At 60.7% G+C, this 16,133-nt stretch carries 13 protein-coding genes and 1 pseudogene; 10 read left to right on the top strand and 4 right to left on the bottom strand.

What is annotated here, in order from left to right:
• Positions 1–12: 12 nt before the first annotated feature.
• Together BW14_RS07680 and BW14_RS07685 are read left to right on the top strand one after the other, a co-directional pair.
• On the top strand, positions 13–2,082 hold the full coding sequence (locus BW14_RS07680; protein ID WP_169740248.1) for an ABC transporter ATP-binding protein: 2,070 nt from the start codon (positions 13–15) through the stop codon (positions 2,080–2,082).
• A 31-nt stretch (positions 2,083–2,113) separates the two neighbouring features.
• A complete protein-coding gene (locus tag BW14_RS07685) occupies positions 2,114–3,850 on the top strand; it encodes an ABC transporter family substrate-binding protein (protein WP_140489969.1) in 1,737 nt (578 codons plus the stop codon).
• Positions 3,851–4,219: 369 nt separating this feature from the next.
• Here BW14_RS07685 and BW14_RS12315 read toward each other — a convergent pair whose 3' ends face one another.
• On the bottom strand, positions 4,220–4,456 hold the full coding sequence (locus tag BW14_RS12315; RefSeq protein ID WP_234918554.1) for a hypothetical protein: 237 nt from the start codon (positions 4,454–4,456) through the stop codon (positions 4,220–4,222).
• Positions 4,457–4,539: 83 nt separating this feature from the next.
• On the bottom strand, positions 4,540–4,896 hold the full coding sequence (locus BW14_RS12320; protein ID WP_241451295.1) for a hypothetical protein: 357 nt from the start codon (positions 4,894–4,896) through the stop codon (positions 4,540–4,542).
• On the opposite strand from BW14_RS12320, the pseudogene BW14_RS12430 reads away from it, so the two are divergent.
• Together BW14_RS12430 and BW14_RS07705 are read left to right on the top strand one after the other, a co-directional pair.
• A pseudogene (locus BW14_RS12430) lies at positions 4,888–5,009 on the top strand (AraC family transcriptional regulator); the annotation flags it as partial. The gene BW14_RS12320 and the pseudogene BW14_RS12430 overlap by 9 nt on opposite strands.
• 206 nt (positions 5,010–5,215) lie before the next feature.
• A complete protein-coding gene (locus BW14_RS07705; protein ID WP_044090586.1) occupies positions 5,216–6,586 on the top strand; it encodes an ATP-binding protein in 1,371 nt (456 codons plus the stop codon).
• 74 nt (positions 6,587–6,660) lie between these two features.
• On the opposite strand, the gene BW14_RS07710 is transcribed toward BW14_RS07705, so the two are convergent.
• Complete coding sequence (locus BW14_RS07710; RefSeq protein WP_052404692.1) at positions 6,661–8,775, bottom strand: beta-galactosidase; 2,115 nt, start codon at positions 8,773–8,775, stop codon at positions 6,661–6,663.
• Positions 8,776–9,050: 275 nt separating this feature from the next.
• Here BW14_RS07710 and BW14_RS07715 point away from each other — a divergent pair, with 275 nt between their 5' ends.
• The 6 genes from BW14_RS07715 to BW14_RS07740 all read left to right on the top strand — a co-directional run bounded on the left by BW14_RS07715 (position 9,051) and on the right by BW14_RS07740 (position 15,750).
• Positions 9,051–10,097: a LacI family DNA-binding transcriptional regulator gene (locus BW14_RS07715; RefSeq protein ID WP_044090588.1), complete on the top strand. Its 1,047-nt coding sequence runs from the start codon at positions 9,051–9,053 to the stop codon at positions 10,095–10,097.
• A gap of 276 nt (positions 10,098–10,373) precedes the next feature.
• A complete protein-coding gene (locus BW14_RS07720) occupies positions 10,374–11,621 on the top strand; it encodes an ABC transporter substrate-binding protein (RefSeq protein ID WP_044090589.1) in 1,248 nt (415 codons plus the stop codon).
• A 162-nt stretch (positions 11,622–11,783) separates the two neighbouring features.
• Positions 11,784–12,743: a carbohydrate ABC transporter permease gene (locus tag BW14_RS07725; RefSeq protein ID WP_013141440.1), complete on the top strand. Its 960-nt coding sequence runs from the start codon at positions 11,784–11,786 to the stop codon at positions 12,741–12,743.
• 3 nt (positions 12,744–12,746) lie between these two features.
• Positions 12,747–13,622, top strand: a complete 876-nt coding sequence (locus tag BW14_RS07730; protein WP_081886666.1) for a carbohydrate ABC transporter permease — start codon at positions 12,747–12,749, stop codon at positions 13,620–13,622.
• 120 nt (positions 13,623–13,742) lie between these two features.
• Positions 13,743–14,723 carry a family 43 glycosylhydrolase gene (locus BW14_RS07735; protein ID WP_101028115.1) on the top strand — a complete coding sequence of 327 codons (981 nt, stop codon included), beginning with the start codon at positions 13,743–13,745 and terminating at the stop codon, positions 14,721–14,723.
• A gap of 73 nt (positions 14,724–14,796) precedes the next feature.
• Positions 14,797–15,750: a DUF4143 domain-containing protein gene (locus BW14_RS07740; protein WP_241451298.1), complete on the top strand. Its 954-nt coding sequence runs from the start codon at positions 14,797–14,799 to the stop codon at positions 15,748–15,750.
• 117 nt (positions 15,751–15,867) lie between these two features.
• On the opposite strand, the gene BW14_RS07745 is transcribed toward BW14_RS07740, so the two are convergent.
• Positions 15,868–16,038 (bottom strand): hypothetical protein, encoded by a 171-nt coding sequence (locus BW14_RS07745; protein ID WP_003829636.1) that lies wholly within the window; start codon positions 16,036–16,038, stop codon positions 15,868–15,870.
• Positions 16,039–16,133 lie beyond the last annotated feature (95 nt).

A 16,133-nucleotide genomic window follows, 5' to 3' on the forward strand; every position in this document is an offset into this window, starting at 1 on the left:
GGAGCGCAAGGCATGGCATCCGAACCGGTGATTTCAGTACGCGACCTCACCGTCAGCTTCGCTTCCGAAGCCGGCACCGTGCGCGCGGTGCGCGGCATGAACTTCGACCTGTACCCCGGCAAGACCCTCGGCATCGTGGGCGAGTCCGGCTCCGGCAAGTCCGTGACCTCCATGGCCATCATGGGCCTGCTGGACAAGAACGCCAGCGTCAAGGGCTCCATCACCTACCACGGCGAGGAATTGCTCAGCAAGTCCGATCTTGAGATGAGCGAGATTCGTGGCAAGGGCATCGCCATGGTCTTCCAGGACCCGCTCTCCGCTCTGACCCCGGTGTTCTCCATCGGCGACCAGATCAAGGAAGCGCTGGTCACCCACAATCCGAAGATGACCGAACAGCAGATTCACGACCGCTCCATCGAGCTCATGAACCTGGTCGGCATCCCGGACCCGGAGGACCGCCTGAAGTCCTTCCCGCACGAGTTCTCCGGCGGCATGCGCCAGCGCGTGATGATCGCCATGGCCATTGCCAACGACCCGGACGTGATCATCGCCGACGAACCGACCACCGCACTGGACGTGACGATCCAGGCCCAGGTGCTCGAAGTGCTGCGCAAGGCCCAGCGTGAAACCGGCGCGGCCGTCATCTTCATCACCCACGATCTGGGCGTGATCGCCGGCGTGGCCGACGACATCGTCGTCATGTACGCCGGCCGCCCGGTCGAGAAGGCGGACGTCGACTCCATCTTCGACCACCCGGCCATGCCGTACACCATGGGCCTGCTGGGTGCCGTGCCGCGTTCCGACCGCGAACGCAACAGCCGTCTGGTGCCGATTCCGGGCTCCCCGATGAACCTGGTCAACATGCCCAAGGGCTGCCCGTTCGCGCCGCGCTGCCCGCTGGCCACCGACATATGCCACACCACCGAGCCGGCCATGGAGCCGGTGCCGGGCCGCCCGGGCCAGTTCGTGGCCTGCCACCGCACCCAGGAGATCGTGGACAAGGGCCTGACCTTCCACGACGTGTACACGGTGGCCGAGGCCGCCAAGTCGAAGTTCGCCGGCATCCCGCGCGACGAACGCAAGATGGTGCTCGACGTCAAGCACATGCGCAAGACCTTCCCGCTGACCGCCGGCGGCTTCCTGCGTCGCAAGATCGGCGAGGTCAAGGCCGTGGACGACGTGACGCTGGACGTGCGCGAAGGCGAGACCGTGGCGCTCGTGGGCGAGTCCGGCTCGGGCAAGTCCACCACGCTCATGGAGATCATGGAGTTCAAGCAGCCGCAGGACGGCGAGATCGAGATGTTCGGCACCAAGCTCGAACACAAGATTCCGCGCGAGAAGCGCCGCGAGCTGCGTTCGGCCGTGCAGTATGTCTTCCAGGACCCGATGAGTTCGCTCGACCCGCGCCTGCCGATCTACGACATCCTGGCTGAGCCGATGAAGGTCCAGCACTACTCCAAAGAGCAGATCCGCGAACGCATCGGTGAACTCATGCGTCTGGTGGAGCTGAACCCCGACCAGGTGGACCGCTTCCCCACGCAGTTCTCCGGCGGTCAGCGCCAGCGCATCGCCATCGCGCGTGCGCTGTCGGTCAACCCGAAGCTCGTGCTGCTCGACGAGCCGGTCTCCGCACTGGACGTGTCCATCCAGGCCGGCGTGATCAACCTGCTTGAGGACCTGCAGAACAAGCTGGGCGTGGCCTACCTGTTCGTGGCCCATAACCTGTCGGTGGTGCGCCATATCTCCAGCCGCGTGGCGGTGATGTACCTGGGCCGCATCGTGGAATCCGGCGACACCGAAGACGTGTTCGAGCACCCGTTGCACCCGTACACCCAGGCGCTCATCAGCGCCGTGCCGGTGCCGGACCCGAAGGCGGAACGCACCCGCCAGCGCATCGTGCTCGAAGGCGAGGTGCCCAGCCCCACCGAGACGTTCGAAGGCTGCCCGTTCATGGGCCGCTGCCCGCTTATGCCCAAGCTGAGCGCCGAACAACAGGCCCGCTGCCGCGGCGAACGCCCGGCGCTGCGGCCGTATGACACTTCCCGACCGAGCGGCCATCAGGTTGCATGCCATTTCGCATGACGGTCGGAACCATATAGAGGAGGAAATAACAATGAACAAGACACGTAAGCTGACCGCGCTCGCCGCGGCCACTGCGGCGCTTGCCATGCTGCTTGCCGGTTGCGGCGGCGCGAGCAACGGGAACGGAAACGGTTCCAGCAGCGCTTCGGCCGAACCGCCGGCCGGCATCGATTCGTCGTACACCGGCGACCTGCCCATGCCGAAGGTCACCGAGCGTTACGACAACCACCAGAGCCGTGACAACGTCAAGGACGGCGGCACGCTGACCCTGTCCATCACCGAAGTCGGCCCGAACTGGAACTACCTGTCTTCTGACGGCAACACCGGCTACATGTCCGAGCTGTGGAGCTGGTACCAGCCCAGCCTGCTCATGACCGACCAGGTCAATGGCTCCCCGATTAAGGTGAACCCGGACTTCCTGACCGACATGAAGCTCGTGAGCAAGGACCCGATGGTCGTGCAGTACGACATCAACCCGAAGGCCAAGTGGAACGACGGCTCTGACATCGACTGGACCGCCTTCAAGGCCACGTGGGAAGCCAACAACGGCTCCAACCCGGACTACAACCCGCCGAGCACCGACGGCTTCGACCGTATCGCTAGCGTTGAGCAGGGCGACAGCCCGAAGCAGGTCAAGGTGACCTACAAGACCCCGTACTACCCGTGGCAGGAAGTCTTCGGCACTCTGGTGAACCCGAAGGCCGCCGACCCGAAGACCTTCACCCAGGGCTGGGTGAAGAACCCGCACAACGAGTGGGCCGCCGGTCCGTACAAGGTCGACTCCTTCTCCGACTCCCAGGTCACCTTCGTGCCGAACGAGAAGTGGTGGGGCAACAAGCCGAAGCTGGACAAGATCGTCTACAAGCAGATGGCCGACACCGCCTCCATCAACGCCTTCCAGAATGGCGAGATCGACGCCGTGAGCGCCTCCACCAAGGACGACATCAAGGCCATCCGCTCCGTCAAGGACGCCCAGCTGCGCATCGGCTACAGCACCACGACCCGCGTGCTGGAGTACAACGGCAAGTCCAAGCCGCTCGACGACCTGCAGGTGCGCAAGGCCATCACCCAGGCCTTCGACGCGAACACCTACAACAACGTGCAGTTCCAGGGCCTGAACTGGAAGGCCGAGCAGCCGGGCTCCGAGCTGCTGCTGCCGTTCCAGAAGGGCTACGAGAACAACCTGCCCGCCGAAGCCAAGTACAACGTGGACAACGCCAAGAAGACCCTTGAGGCCGACGGCTACAAGATGGGCAAGGACGGCTACTACGCCAAGGGCGGCAAGACCCTTGAGATCTCCTTCACCTTCTTCGGTGACGACGCCACCCAGCAGGCCCTCGCCAACGCCTACCAGGCGATGATGAAGAAGGCCGGCATTAAGGTCAAGGTCGTGAACGTGGCCGAGTCCAAGTTCTCCGACACCGTGACTTCCGGCAACTACCAGGTGCTGCCGATGGCTTGGCAGGCTCCGAGCGCCATGACCTTCGTGGTGTCCGCCCCGCAGCTGTACACCTCCGACGGTCCGTCCAACTTCACCTACGTGGGCAACGCAAAGATCGACAAGCTCGTCAAGGTGGCCGGTGGCCTCTCCGACTACGACGAGCAGACCAAGGCCGTCAACGCCGCCGAGAAGGAAGCCCTCAAGCTGTACGGCACCATCCCGGTTTCCAACCCGGCTTCGTACCTCGGCGCGAAGAAGGGCCTGGCCAACTACGGCCCGTCCGGCTTCGCCGGCAACCTGCCGCAGGACATCGGCTGGCAGAAGTGATGACGTCTGACTGACGTCTGACATGGCCACCGCGCCGGGAACGGCCGGCCGCACGCATCGACTACAGGGCTTTCGATGACGGACGCGGCCTGCGGCAGGTTCCCGGCGGGGTGTGACCGCGGCAGCATATGCCTTACTCTCCTTATTTCTGCATATGATGCTGCGGTTGGGAAGCCTCCCGTTTGCGCGCGCTTATGCGTCGCGCGAACGGGAGGCTTTTGCATACTTGCCGCGATTCCACCCCGGCAACGATTTGTCCACCTTGCTGCCCGCGCGGCTGAAACCGTATCCACCTTCCTCTTCCCGGATTTGTGACGCTGACGGTTGCCGAGCGTCACAAATCCGGGAGATAGTCGCCCTTACTTGTTGTCAGAACTTGGTGAGCCCGGATTTGCGGATATGGTCCTCCCAGCCATCCGGCTTAGGCAGTGTGACCAGTTCCCTCATTGTCACGGCAGGGATCGCGGCCGCCACGATGCACAAGCCCAAAGCCACGGACGTGACTGAGTAGCCCCAGTGTTGCATGGCGATGCCGGACAGAAATGTGATCGCCGGGGCCGCAATCGTCTCAATCATGCCCATGCCGAGGCATATCGCAAGTACCATCAGCACCGGGTATATGAGTAATCCCGCCCATCCTAGGGCCGCGCATATGCCGAACGGTACGAAACCAATCAGGCCGAATGCAATCATAAGTTTTCGCGGTCGTACTTATCTTGTACCACGCCACTTGGCAGCCGCAATACCGACGATATCAGGGTCATGATTGAATCCAGCAGCGTCGCCTGTGCCGGTGAGCCCGTGACGGTCTGCGCGATGAGTGGCAGTGCGAAACCTTGGATACTTGATGACAGCGACGTGCATGAATCCTCTACGAACCATTTGCCATCTGCTGCTACTGTAATGTTTCGTTGCCCTAACCCGCACCACAGCGTCGAAGTTAGAGGATTGCAAATTACGCCAAGCATTTCGCGCGCCATCGCTTGCTTTGCCGGTTGATCAGAAAGAACACAATCCGTATAAAAATCCCGCACGCTCTCGCGCACGACGTGGGCTACGCCGACCCAAAATACTTCATGCGCGTCTTTAAGCGCCGCCCCGGACTCACCCCGGCCAATACCGCGACGCCTTCCCCGCCCGCCTTTACAACACCGTGTGATTAGGGAAGGTCAGGGTACTAACCCTGGGAAAAGTGCAGTATTCTGCATTATTAACCCTAGGAAAAATGTAATTTTGGACAATCGCAACCCTAGGAAAAATGTAGAATACGCGAATTGCAACCCTAGGAAAAGTGTGTATTGCGGTATGATGGAGCGACAGGACAGTGATTTGTGATGTACGGTCCTATGCGATAGGGAGGGCGGCATGGCGGAGTTCAGGCGAGATATATATACCAGGTTGTCGGCATGGGCTGAAGCGACGGAGCACAAGCCGATAGTGCTGTGCGGCGCGAGACAGGTAGGCAAGACTCATGTGCTTAAGGTGCTGGGTCGGGACAAGTTCGAGTCATTTTCTTATGTCAACTTGTTCGATGGCGGTGCAAAGGCTGCGTTGACAGGTGTGGATTCGGTGCACATGTTGCTTGATTCCATGGAGGCGTTTAATGGGGTTCGCGTTCGGCCCGGCAAGACGCTGCTGTGCATCGACGAGATACAGGAAATCCCTGATTTACTGACTCTGTTGAAAGCGCTCCATGAGGAAATGCCGGATCTCCATGTCGCTGTAGCGGGCTCCTATCTGGGCATGGCTCAGCACGAAGACCTGTCATTCCCGGTTGGCAGTGTCACCTCCATCGATATGTATCCGATGACGTTTGTGGAGTTCTTGGAAGCGGTCGGTGATGGAGTGATAGCCGAACGCATCCGGAACCAGCGTATTGAGACACTTGGGGGATTTGCGGAACGTTTAGAGCGAAGGGTTCGTCAGTACTGTTTTGTTGGCGGCATGCCCGAAGTCGTTGAGACATTTGTAGAAGATGGCTATCAGCATGCGCGTGCCGTGCAGAAAGAATTGTTATCCAATTACGACATGGACTTTTCCAAACATCCCAGAACCGGTGTGGATAGTGAGAAAATGCGTTTGGTGTTTTCCTCGATTCCGTCCCATCTGGCGCGTGAGAATCATAAATTTATTTTTGGCCACATCGCTCGTGGCGCTCGGGCGGCGCAATATGAATCCGCGATTCAGCAGATTGTCGATTCTGGTCTTGCGTTGCGGGTGTATCGCGTCGAAAAACCTGCGGCACCATTGCCGTCATACCGTGATGATTCCGCGTTCAAACTGTATCTCCATGATGTTGGGCTGCTGGCAGCGGCCCTGGATCTGACTCCCGCAAGCGTGGTCCTTGGTGATGACGGGCTGACCGAATTCCGTGGTGCGTTAACGGAACAGTATGTTTGCCAGCAATTAGTGGCCGCCGGCATCACACCGATGTACTGGTCGAATGCGAACAGTACGGGAGCAGTTGATTTTGTCTTTGCAGGTAATGGCGCAATCATTCCGCTGGAGGCCAAAGCTGGTACCGAGCGTCATAAGCGTAGCTTGAAGTGGCTGTGCGACAAATACGGGATTTGCGGTTACCGTACGTCGATGCGGAATTACAAGGAGCAGGATTGGCTGACCAATGTCCCACTGTGGATAGTCGGGAGCTACTTCCGCCCGTGGTTGGCGAGTGATTATGAGCCGGATGGCGGAGCTGATTTAGGGCCGCTACCGAATACTGATGATGAAGGATGACTGAAGCCGCGAGATATGGTTCGGCCGGTTGCTGACTTGGGATATGGTCCGCGACCGGCCGGCGGTCGAATCCGTCATGCCGCGGTGCGCACCACCGTCACGCCGTACGGCTCCAGCACCAGATCCCTGCCCAGTACCGTGCCGTCAAGCACCGACTCGCATCCGGCGAACGGCGTATCCTGCCACGCCGTGGCCGTATCCGCATGGTTGATCACGAACGTCAACGACTCCCCGCGTGACGGGTACCGCCGCGTAACCACCTCCACCGGCTCCGGCGAGACGATGCCGGTAACGCCGGCCCGGTGCACCACGTCGCCGACCACGGCGTCCATGCCGGCCTCGTCCAGCACCGCACCGGCGAAATACGCCGTGCCCGCGCCGAAATCGTTCACCGTCACCGCCGGCGTACCCCGGTAGAACACGTCGCCGGCGTAGGCCGCCAGCGGGCGCGCCCCGCCGTCGAGCTTGATCAGCCCGGCAACCAGCGAGACCCGGGACCCGTCCGTGTCCGCGTCCTCGCCCGAACCGAACACGACACGCACGTCGCGGCCGTCCGGGATCATGTCCATCTCCTCCATGCGCATTCCGCACACCTCACGGAACGCGCCCGGGTATCCGCCGAGGATCACGTTGTCATGCTCGTCGTGCATGCCTGACATCACCGTCGCCAGGAACGTGCCGCCGGCGCGCACGAACCCCTCGACCAGCTCACGAACGCCCGGCTTGGCCATCATGAGCGCCGGCGCGACCAGCACGCGATAGCCCGCCAGCCGCCTGGCGTCAATGTCTTCCGGCACCACATCCACCGCGATGTTGCGGTGGTGGAACGGCGCATACCAGCGCCGCACCTGATCCGGATAGTCGAAGCCCTTCGGCAGCAACGAGATGTTCTCGGTCGACCAATACGAATCCCAGTCGAACATCAGCGCGACCGGCGCCTCGGTCAGACCGCCCACGAACCGCGCGCCGTGCGCCGCCAGCTCGCCGCCGAGCGCACGCACCTCGCCGTACACGCGCTCGTCCTCGCGCCCGCCGTGCGAGATCACCGCGCCATGGTACTTCTCGAACCCGCCGCGCGACTGCTTGAGCTGGAAATACTGCACGGTATCCGCGCCATGCGCGACCGCCTGATAGCTTTCCGCACGCATCCGCCCGGGCGCGCGCAGTACGTTGCACTCCTGCCAGTTCGTCTGGTTCGGCGTCGACTCCATGAGCATGAACGGCCTGCCGTCGCCCACGCCGCGCATCAGATCGTGCTTGAACGCATTGTCGGAAGGCGTGGTGTGCGGGAACGGATAATCGTCCCAGCTGATCACGTCCATCTCGCGCCCCCAACGGAAATAATCGGCACCCTCGTAGGTGTCCATGAGGTTCGTGGTGATCGGATGCATCGCGTCGAACGCGCGGATCGCGTCGCGCTCGGTGACGTAGGTGCCCAGCAGCGAGTCGGACTGGAACCGCTTGTAGTCGATGCTGCAGGCGGACAGAGTGGCGCGCTCGCCGTCCAGTCCGTCGCTGATCGCGTTCGGCGGTAGGATCTGGGCGAAATCGGCGTAGGTGTGGCTCCAGAAGTTCGCGTTCCACGCGCGGTTCAACGCCTCGATCGAACCGTACTTGCGTTCGAGCCAGACGCGGAAGGCGGCGGCGCAGTTGTCGCAGTAGCAGCGGCCGCCGAGCTCGTTGGAGATGTGCCAGGCGATCAGATGGTCGTTGGCGCCGTAGCGTTCGGCGAGCTTGCCGGCCAGCGCGCCGGCCAGGCGCAGGAAGTTCGGCGAATTCGGGCAGGCGTTGTGCCGCACGCCGAAGCGGTGGCGACGGCCTTCGTAGTCGGTGCGCGTGGCGTCGGGGTAGCGTTGCGCGATCCATGCGGGTAGCGCGCCGGTGGACGTGGCCAGGACGAAGCCGAAGTCGTGCGCGACCAGCAGGTCGACGATGCGGTCGAGCATGGCGAAGTCGTAGCGGCTCTCGTCCGGCTGGATTAGCGCCCAGGAGAACACGTTGATGGTGGCCTCGTTGATGCCGGCGCGTTCGAGTTTGGCGATGTCGTCCGCCCAGGTGGATTCGTCCCACTGCTCGGGGTTCCAGTCGCCGCCGAAGACGAAGCGGCCGCCCGGTGCGGTGATGGTCGGTGCAGGTGATGCGGGTGATGCGGGTGATGCGGGTTGGGTGTGTGCCATGGTGTCGGTCATGATGCGTACTCCTTTGCGATGACGATGATGCGGCCTGCGGCCGGTCTCGGCGTTGTGGCCGGCGTGCGGGGGACTCGCGTTGGGGTGGTTCGGCGTCGCGCCGTCGGGAGCGGCGGTCCCCGTGTGTGGTGACGTTACCCCTTCAGTGTTAAACCGATTTAATTCCTGGTGACCATTATGTACGTCGAGGTTGTCTTCGTCAAATGGATGATTGAAGGTGTCGGCAGCTGCTCGGTGAGATGCCGAAAAGCCCATAAATACCTAAGGAGGACGCCATGGCGGTGACGATGCGTGATGTCGCGAAGGCGGCGGGTGTCTCTCCTGCGTCCGTGTCGTTCGCCCTGCGCGGCGATCCCAGAATTAAACAAGAAACGGCACGGCACATCATCGACGTGGCCAATCGGATGAACTATTCGGTCAACATCACTGCCAAGAGCTTGCGTTCGGGGCGAACCGGCGTGATCGAGGCCGCCGTTTTCCAGCTTGACCGGCCGTTCTACGCGCAGCTGCTCGCCGGCGTGTCGAATGCGGCGTTCGACCGCGGCATCCAGGCCGTGGCGCAGCAGATCTCGACCGGCAAGGTCGGCCATGAGAAAAGCATCCTCGAGAAGGTCGCCAACAAGTTCTGCGACGGCGTGATCCTGAGCGCGGGCGGCCTGAGCGACGCCGAGATCATTGAGCTAAGCAGGGGCAAGCCGGTGGTGCTGCTCGATGACCAGTCGTACCAAGGGCCGTTCGACTCGGTGTTCACGCCGTGCGAGAACGGTGCCGAGGCCGCGGTGACGCACCTGTTCGAGATAGGGTGCGAGCGCGTCGGGCTGGTCGGTACGGACTTCATGCCGGCCGACCAGGCGTGCCGGTCGATGCGCGTGGGCGACCGACGTCTGATCGGCTGCCATCGCGCGTTCGAGCGGCATGAGCGCACGCTGACCAAGGCCGACACGATCCAGCTGTTCGACTGGGGCACCGACGACGCGTACCGCGCGGTTTCGCGGCGCATCGAGGAGGGGGACTTCCCGTTCGACGGGCTGTTCTGCATGACCGACGCGATCGCTTTCGGCGCGTTGCGCGCGTTGCGCGAGCATGGCATCGGCGTGCCGGACGACGTGGCGGTGATCGGCTTCGACGGCGTGCGCGAGGGATCGTACAGCGCGCCGACGCTGAGCACGATCGCGGTGGACATCGACAAGCTTGCCCGCGAGGCCGTCGACATCCTGTGCGAGCGCATCGAGGAGGGGCGTTGCGGCGCGCCGGCCATGCCCAAGCATGTCACGGTGGGTTATGAGGTGCTGGTGCGCGAGTCGTCCAACCGCACGCGCTGACCGGTCGTCCGGTGGTTGTCCGCGGTGGATCGCCGATCGGTGGGATAACTCGCGGCGTTTTTTGTTTAATTATTTTTCGTTGTCCGGTGCGATTCCGCGCGTTCCACAGCCCTTGTGTTTAAAAGGCTTTGCAACGAGTTGACGCCGTTTGAACGGAGTACTATAAATACAACTACAAGATTAAATCGGTTTAAAACCGGGCTCTTGCACGGAAGATAATGTGGTTTCTTTCGGCATACAACATGGCGTATGCCACCAACACAAAGGAGAGTTGCAATGTCAATGAAGATCTGGGGCAAGCGAATGCTCGCTCTGGCCTGCGCGGGAGCGATGCTGGTCCCGCTGGCCGCCTGCGGCTCGGACGCCGACGCCGGCAAGATCCGGCTCAGCTACCTGAGCTGGGACAACGAGCAGACGTCCAAGCCGTACATCGACGAGTTCGAGAAGGAAAACCCGGACATCAAGATCGACTTCAGCTACGCGCCGCCGACCAGCGAGTACATCTCCACGCTGCAGACCCGTCTCGTCGGCAACCAGGCCCCGGACGTGTTCATCATCACCTCCGAGAATCGCGACGACCTCATCGACAACGGCTACGCCAAGGACCTGACCGACGAGTCGTTCATGAAGAACATCTCCCAGGCCAACAAGGACTTCGTCGGCCGCGACGGCAAGACCTACGGCATGTCGATCACCTCGTGGGGCTCCGGCATCGCCTACAATAAGGATCTGCTCAAGCAGGTCGGCTACGACGAGCCGCCGGCGAACTGGGACGACTTCCTCAAGCTGTGCAAGAAGCTCAAGAACGCCGGCATCGAGCCGTTCCTCGAGCCGAACGCCGACGAGCCGAGCCGCTTCATCGACGCCTTCCAGGGATCCATCCTCGAGAAGAAGGGCGTCGACCCGACCACGCTGTCCACGCAGGACAACCAGACGCCGGGCACCGACGAGCTCGAGGCCATCAAGGAATACATCCGCCTGTACGATGAGGGTGGCGTGACCCGTGACACGGTCGGCATCAGCGGCGACGACATGAAGACGCAGTTCACCAACGGACAGGTCGCGATGATCGTCGACGGCGCGTGGGACTTTGCCACCTTCGAACAGGCCGGCATGAACTGGGACTTCGCCCCGATGCCCAAGCTCGGCGACGACTACACGCAGTACGCGCAGGGCTCCGCCTCCCCGGCGTGGGCGATCTACGCGAAGCTCGACGGCGACAAGCTCAAGGCCGCCGAGAAGTTCCTCACCTTCCTGTCAAGCAAGTGGGCGCTGCAGAAGCGTAACGACGCCGGCGACGCTGTCACTGTCGACGGGTTCGACGCTACGGTGATGACGCAGTACCAGAAGGTCTACGATCAGGACATCAAGACCGGCAAGTACTACCTGCACACCAACTTCTATTCGAAGCCGGACATTCTCAAGAGCGAACTCAAGGCGCAGAACCAGCAGCTGGTGCAGGGGCAGATCACGCCCGACCAGTATGCCAAGAACATCGACGCCAAGGTCGCGGCCGCGCAGTGACCCGCAACGGATCGCACATAATCACACATAGATAACTACAATCTCCGGTTCGTCATGAACCGTGCGCATGGTAATGGGGCGGCCTGTCGGCTGCGGCTGGTCGCCCTTCGCATGCCCGCAATCGGATTTCGGTCATAAGCCAATGTCAAAGGAGGATGGCATATGAGCGCAACAATGCAAGGCTCGGCGGTCGGCAACCTGCCGCCGTTGGACGAAGACCTGTATCGTCGGCGTCGTCGTGCGCGTGGCCTGCATGAGGACGTGACGTCGTTCTGGTTCCTGCTGCCGATCCTGGCGGTGTTCGTGGTTCTGTTCCTGGTGCCGTTGGCACAGACCGCGTACTTCTCGTTCACCGACTTCAACGGTTACAGCATGGACATGAACTGGGTCGGTCTGGACAATTACAAGAAGGTGTTTACGGATCCGTCCACCCTGCAGGGCCTGGGCTTCACGATCCTGTACGCGATCGTGGTGATGGTCGGGGTGACCGTGATCGCCATTCCGCTGGCGGTCATCCTCAACCGCAAGTTCGTCGGCCGTGATTTCGTGCGCTCTGTGTTCTTCTTCTTCTCGGTGCCGTCGCTGGCCATCATGGGCATGGTGTGGAAGTACATCTTCTCCCCGATGAAGACCGGCGTGGTCAACAGCGTGCTCGCGGCGTTCGGTTTGGGACCGGTGCCGTGGCTGTCGAACAACTCTCTGGCGAAGTTCTGCGTGATCTTCATCGCGATCTGGGCGCAGATCGGCTGGCATGCGACCCTTTACTTGGCGTTCCTGCAGGCGATCCCCGCGGACCTGTACGAGCAGGCGACCGTGGACGGTGCGAACAAGTGGCAGCAGTTCGCGCATATCACCCTGCCGCAGCTGATGCCGGGCATCGTGACCTCGACGTTCCTGCTCATGTCGGGCGGCCTGAAGGTGTACGACCTGCCGTTCACGATGACCAAGGGCGGCCCGGGCTATTCGACGTACACGGTCACGCAGTCGATCATCCAGCAGGGCATCGGCCAGTCGCAGTACGGCATCGGTTCCGCGCTGGCGGTCCTGTTCTTCATCGCCACGGGCGTCGTGGTGTTCCTTCAGATGGGCATTTCCAACCTGATCTCGAGGAGGTTCGAGTAAATCATGGGCAACAAGGCTTCTTCCGTCACGGCCGCGCCGAAGGGCATGAACTTCACGACGCGCAAGAGGATCGGTTCGGCGGTCACCAGCGTGGTGATGATCCTGATCGCGCTGGTATGCGCGGTTCCGCTGTGGTACATCCTGATCAACACGTTCAAGACGATTCCGGACATGTCCGCCAACCCGCTCGGCCTGCCGAAGGAATGGACGATCAAGAACTACATCAACGCGTTCGAGAAGGTCCCGGTGTTCCGCTCCCTGCTGAACACGTTGATCGTCACGTTCTTCGCGGTCGTGATCCAGGTGCTCGTCGGCGCCTTGGCCGCATACGGCATGATCCTGCGCAAGTCCACGTTCACCGCCGCGGTCGGCGCGATCCTGATGGTCGCGTTCGTCGTGCCGGCGCAGACGACGCTGATCCCCCTGTACCGCATGGAGGCGAACGCGCACCTGGTCAACACCTTGGCCGGACTGGTGATTATCTACCTGGGCGGAGCGGTGTTCTGCTACTTCCTGATCGTCGGGTACATGCGCAGCCTGCCGTTCGAACTGATCGAGGCGGCACGCATCGACGGCGCCGGCCCGCTGCGCATCTTCTGGTCGATCGTGATGCCGCTGATCCGCCCGATCCTGACGACCGTGGTCGTGTTCCAGACGATGGGCACGTGGAACGACTTCATGAACGCGAATGTGTTCCTCTCCAGCTCGGAACTGCGCACAATCGTGCTGCAGGTGTACAACGCGGTGGGCCAGTTCTCGACCGATTGGCCGAGCTTCATGACCATCACCGTGCTCGCCCTGCTGCCCGTGTTCGTGTTCTTCATCTTCTGCCAGAAGTGGATCATCTCCGGCCTCGTCGCCGGTTCGGTCAAGGGCTGATCGGCTGATCGACTAGTCGGCTGGCTGATCACGGTATTAATTCCGGCTCCCCACTACGCTCATATCATCTCCTTCTGCGGCGTGTGGGGAGCCCTGTTCTTCACCAGATAAGAATTTCCTATGGGTACTGTTGGCACTGTGCTACAAACATCGCCAAAACCGAGAGCCGTGCCTCGTGACGGCCTTCCTCATCGCGTGAATAACGCGGTACTGACCACTAATCCGCTGCGCAGGTATTGCGCCGACCCGAATCTTGCCATTTTCGATGGCCGATATTTCCTGTACTGCACCGATGACGGTGTGGATAATTGGGACACCACCGCGTTCAGTGTGTATGTGTCCGATGACTTGGCCACATGGGAGCGATATCCGGCGCTCGACTTGCGCGATGTGCCGTGGTGGGATGGCTCGGATGGTGCTTGGGCGCCTTCCGTGGTACAGCGCGCGGACGGCAAATACGTGTTCTACTTTGTGGCCGGTTCCCAGATCGGCGCCGCTGTGGGCGAATCCCCGTGCGGGCCGTTCGTGCCTGAGCCCGAACCAATCGTGCGCGAAGGTACGTTCGATTGCCACACCATTGACCCCGGCGTATACGTGGAGGATGATGGCACCCGGTACTTCCTGTGGGGCAACGGCATAGCTTGGGCCGCGCCGCTCAATGAGGACTGTCTGTCGTTCGACGAATCGCGCGCTTTCAGCTGGGTGCCGGGCGATTTCCGTGAAGCCATCTGGATTCACAAGCGCAACGGCATCTACTACGCCAGCTGGTCGGAGAACGACGCCCGAGAGCCGGAATACTGCGTCAAGTACGCGATGGCCGAATCGCTGCATGGGCCCTGGAGCGAACCGCGCGTGCTGATCGAACAAGACCCGGCGCGCAAGCTGTATGCCACCGGTCATCACAATATCGTGAATATTCCCGGTACCGACGAATGGATTATCGCGTATCACCGGTTCGCCTACAATCCGGCCGGTCGCTGGGCTGGAGGCGATGGTTGCCATCGCGAAGTGGTATTCGCGCCGCTCGATTATGATTCGGACGGCTCGTTGGTTCCCGTTCGCCCGCAAGTTGGTTCCTACGTGCGTTCGCTGGCGTTCTGACCTGTAGGATGTCTGTCTCTGTCTGTTCTCGTTGTCTTCGCCTTGCTTGCGTTTTGTACGTTTTATCTGTTTCGTGAGTTTCGTGCGTTCTGCGGATTTCATGCGTTTCGCGCAGTGCCGTACGCTGATCACCATTCAGCGTGCGGCACTTTTGCATATCTCACGTGTTGCGGGAGATGCCGATTCCGTCGCACAATACGTAAAACGTGAATGTTATGTGGATCGACGGGAGGTTCCCGATTATCTACATGAACGGCTCACCGACCTGTGGTACAAGTATCTGCTGATTGGTGGCATGCCCGACGCAGTGCAGTCATTCGTGGATTCTGCCGATATTGTCAAGATCCGCAATACTCAGCAGGCCATATTCGATACCTATGAATACGACATCACCAAATATGTCTCCGATTTGGTGGAACGTCGTCATATCAAGAGCATTTACGAGGCGATTCCAAGTCAGCTCAATGCGGAAAACAAACGATTCAAGTTCTCCAAGTTGGGCAAGAATATCAGGTTCGCTCATATGCAGACGGCGTTCGATTGGTTGGCGAACGCAGGTATCGCCTTGCCTACTTCGCGCGTGCAGAACCCTGAATACCCGCTGACGGAGCATACCGACGAGAACACGTTTAAACTGTACATGAACGATGTCGGTTTGCTGACCTCCCGTTTGATACGCAGTGTGGACTTGGAGATTGTGAATCACCGATCCAGTATGAATTACGGGTCGATTTTCGAGAATGCAGCGGCTCAGGAACTGTTTGCACAGGGATTGGAACTGCATTACTTCAACCAGAACCGTATTGGGGAAGTTGATTTTGTTGTGCAGCAAGGTCTGGATGATATTTCACTGGTTGAAATCAAATCAAGCAAGGACTATACGCGGCATCGGGCCATGAACAACCTACTGGATACCGACAATTATCGGTTTGCCCATGCCTACGTGTTCCATGATGGCAACGTGGAGACTGTTGGCCGAACCGAATACCTGCCCATATATATGCTGGGTTGTTTGAGCGTGATGTAACGCGCACCACTTTCCCGGGAATGTGTCGCGGATTGGGTCTGTTGCCCGTCCTAGAGGTTCGATCCATTGACCCAGCCCTGTTACTTCACCCTTACCGTCCGCAATGGAGTGAACCGACTAATCCATATCCGCAAAATCGACAAGCGTCACTGTACCGTCTTGCGCCGCGCGGGCGGCGACGTGCTCGTCGAAGCCTGATTTGGAGAACAGCATGTAATGGCTGGTTTCGGGGTGCAGCAGTCTGGCGCGATTGCGCAGCACTTCCAACTGCTGCAGACCGGATGGCATGCTGCGCCATTTGCATTCGCAGAATAGAATCGTAATTTACTTAATTGTGATTCTATAATTTGGTCGACTGGTATGCAACAGGTCTCGAGCGTGCA

It is taken from the genome of Bifidobacterium sp. UTBIF-68 (assembly GCF_006408855.1).
Taxonomy (GTDB): Bacteria; Actinomycetota; Actinomycetes; order Actinomycetales; family Bifidobacteriaceae; genus Bifidobacterium; species Bifidobacterium reuteri.

Excerpts from the sequence above, each read along its gene's own strand:
- BW14_RS07680 (WP_169740248.1), top strand. The coding sequence starts at position 13 with ATGGCATCCGAACCGGTGATTTCAGTACGCGACCTCACCGTCAGCTTC.
- BW14_RS07685 (WP_140489969.1), top strand. The coding sequence starts at position 2,114 with ATGAACAAGACACGTAAGCTGACCGCGCTCGCCGCGGCCACTGCGGCG.
- BW14_RS12315 (WP_234918554.1), bottom strand. The coding sequence starts at position 4,456 with ATGGTACTTGCGATATGCCTCGGCATGGGCATGATTGAGACGATTGCG.
- BW14_RS07705 (WP_044090586.1), top strand. The coding sequence starts at position 5,216 with ATGGCGGAGTTCAGGCGAGATATATATACCAGGTTGTCGGCATGGGCT.
- BW14_RS07710 (WP_052404692.1), bottom strand. The coding sequence starts at position 8,775 with ATGACCGACACCATGGCACACACCCAACCCGCATCACCCGCATCACCC.
- BW14_RS07715 (WP_044090588.1), top strand. The coding sequence starts at position 9,051 with ATGGCGGTGACGATGCGTGATGTCGCGAAGGCGGCGGGTGTCTCTCCT.
- BW14_RS07720 (WP_044090589.1), top strand. The coding sequence starts at position 10,374 with ATGTCAATGAAGATCTGGGGCAAGCGAATGCTCGCTCTGGCCTGCGCG.
- BW14_RS07725 (WP_013141440.1), top strand. The coding sequence starts at position 11,784 with ATGAGCGCAACAATGCAAGGCTCGGCGGTCGGCAACCTGCCGCCGTTG.
- BW14_RS07730 (WP_081886666.1), top strand. The coding sequence starts at position 12,747 with ATGGGCAACAAGGCTTCTTCCGTCACGGCCGCGCCGAAGGGCATGAAC.
- BW14_RS07735 (WP_101028115.1), top strand. The coding sequence starts at position 13,743 with ATGGGTACTGTTGGCACTGTGCTACAAACATCGCCAAAACCGAGAGCC.
- BW14_RS07745 (WP_003829636.1), bottom strand. The coding sequence starts at position 16,038 with ATGCCATCCGGTCTGCAGCAGTTGGAAGTGCTGCGCAATCGCGCCAGA.